The sequence below is a fragment of the Edaphovirga cremea genome, from assembly GCF_003332275.1.
Lineage (GTDB): Bacteria > Pseudomonadota > Gammaproteobacteria > Enterobacterales > Enterobacteriaceae > Edaphovirga > Edaphovirga cremea.
Map to the genome: position 1 here is coordinate 1 of NZ_QOVA01000068.1, position 942 is coordinate 942.

Sequence of the window (942 nt, forward strand, 5' to 3'; positions counted from 1 at the left end):
CGTCGGGTATAACGGTTCATATCACCTTGCCGACGCTTTTCGCAGATTAGCACGCCCTTCATCGCCTCTGACTGCCTAGGCATCCACCGTGTACGCTTAGTCGCTTAACCTCACAACCCGAAGGTGTTTCGTTACTGGCGTGGCTGCGAACCCACCCTGCTGCGTTGTTCCGTGCTCGCCATCCTCATGGACATCAAGTCCATTGCGGTAGGCTGTGCGCGGTACGCCTTGCTGGCTGGCTTCTCGCTCACGCTGCAACATCGAACTGCCTGTCGCGCTGTGATTATTTGAGAGACTCTGACACAACAAAAACCACATCCCGGTACTTCTACGGAGGGATGTGTTCAGCTGTGTCGTTTCAATTTTCAGCTTGTTCCAGATTGTTAAAGAGCAATAATATATCGCAGCACATTGTCGCCAATATGCTCTGAAATATTCTTTTCGAGGGACGGATATGGTGGAGCTAAGCGGGATCGAACCGCTGACCTCCTGCGTGCAAGGCAGGCGCTCTCCCAGCTGAGCTATAGCCCCATACAGTCACTCGCAGAGACCTTTACTACCGCTCGCCGAATCACAGCCTTTTCCTGTCGGAAAATCTGTCAATTCGTGCTCAGGCAAGGCATGCGGAAGGGAAGTTTACTTGGGTAAACGACCGCGCGCATAACGCAGCATGAGGGCGAATTTGGTAGGCCTGAGTGGACTTGAACCACCGACCTCACCCTTATCAGGGGTGCGCTCTAACCACCTGAGCTACAAGCCTATAGAGATGTTTCTGCTCGTTAATTTCTTCATCAGACAATCTGTTGTGGGCACTGCACAGTCTAACATCTCTAGGTAAGGAGGTGATCCAACCGCAGGTTCCCCTACGGTTACCTTGTTACGACTTCACCCCAGTCATGAATCACAAAGTGGTAAGCGCCCTCCCGAAGGTTAAGCTACCTA

Annotated in this window: 1 protein-coding gene, 2 tRNA genes and 2 rRNA genes; all 5 read right to left on the reverse strand. The window is 52.2% G+C overall.

Features of this window, described 5'->3' with window-relative positions; all coding sequences use genetic code 11:
- Window positions 1-110: ribosomal RNA gene (locus DRI82_RS23680) — 23S ribosomal RNA — on the reverse strand; the annotation flags it as partial.
- Window positions 97-318 (reverse strand): hypothetical protein, encoded by a 222-nt coding sequence (locus tag DRI82_RS24175; protein ID WP_211317717.1) that lies wholly within the window; start codon window positions 316-318, stop codon window positions 97-99. The genes DRI82_RS23680 and DRI82_RS24175, both read right to left, overlap by 14 nt.
- A 137-nt stretch (window positions 319-455) precedes the next feature.
- A tRNA-Ala gene (locus DRI82_RS23685) sits at window positions 456-531 on the reverse strand.
- Window positions 532-683: 152 nt separating this feature from the next.
- A tRNA-Ile gene (locus DRI82_RS23690) sits at window positions 684-760 on the reverse strand.
- Window positions 761-835: 75 nt separating this feature from the next.
- A 16S ribosomal RNA gene (locus DRI82_RS23695) occupies window positions 836-942 on the reverse strand; the annotation flags it as partial.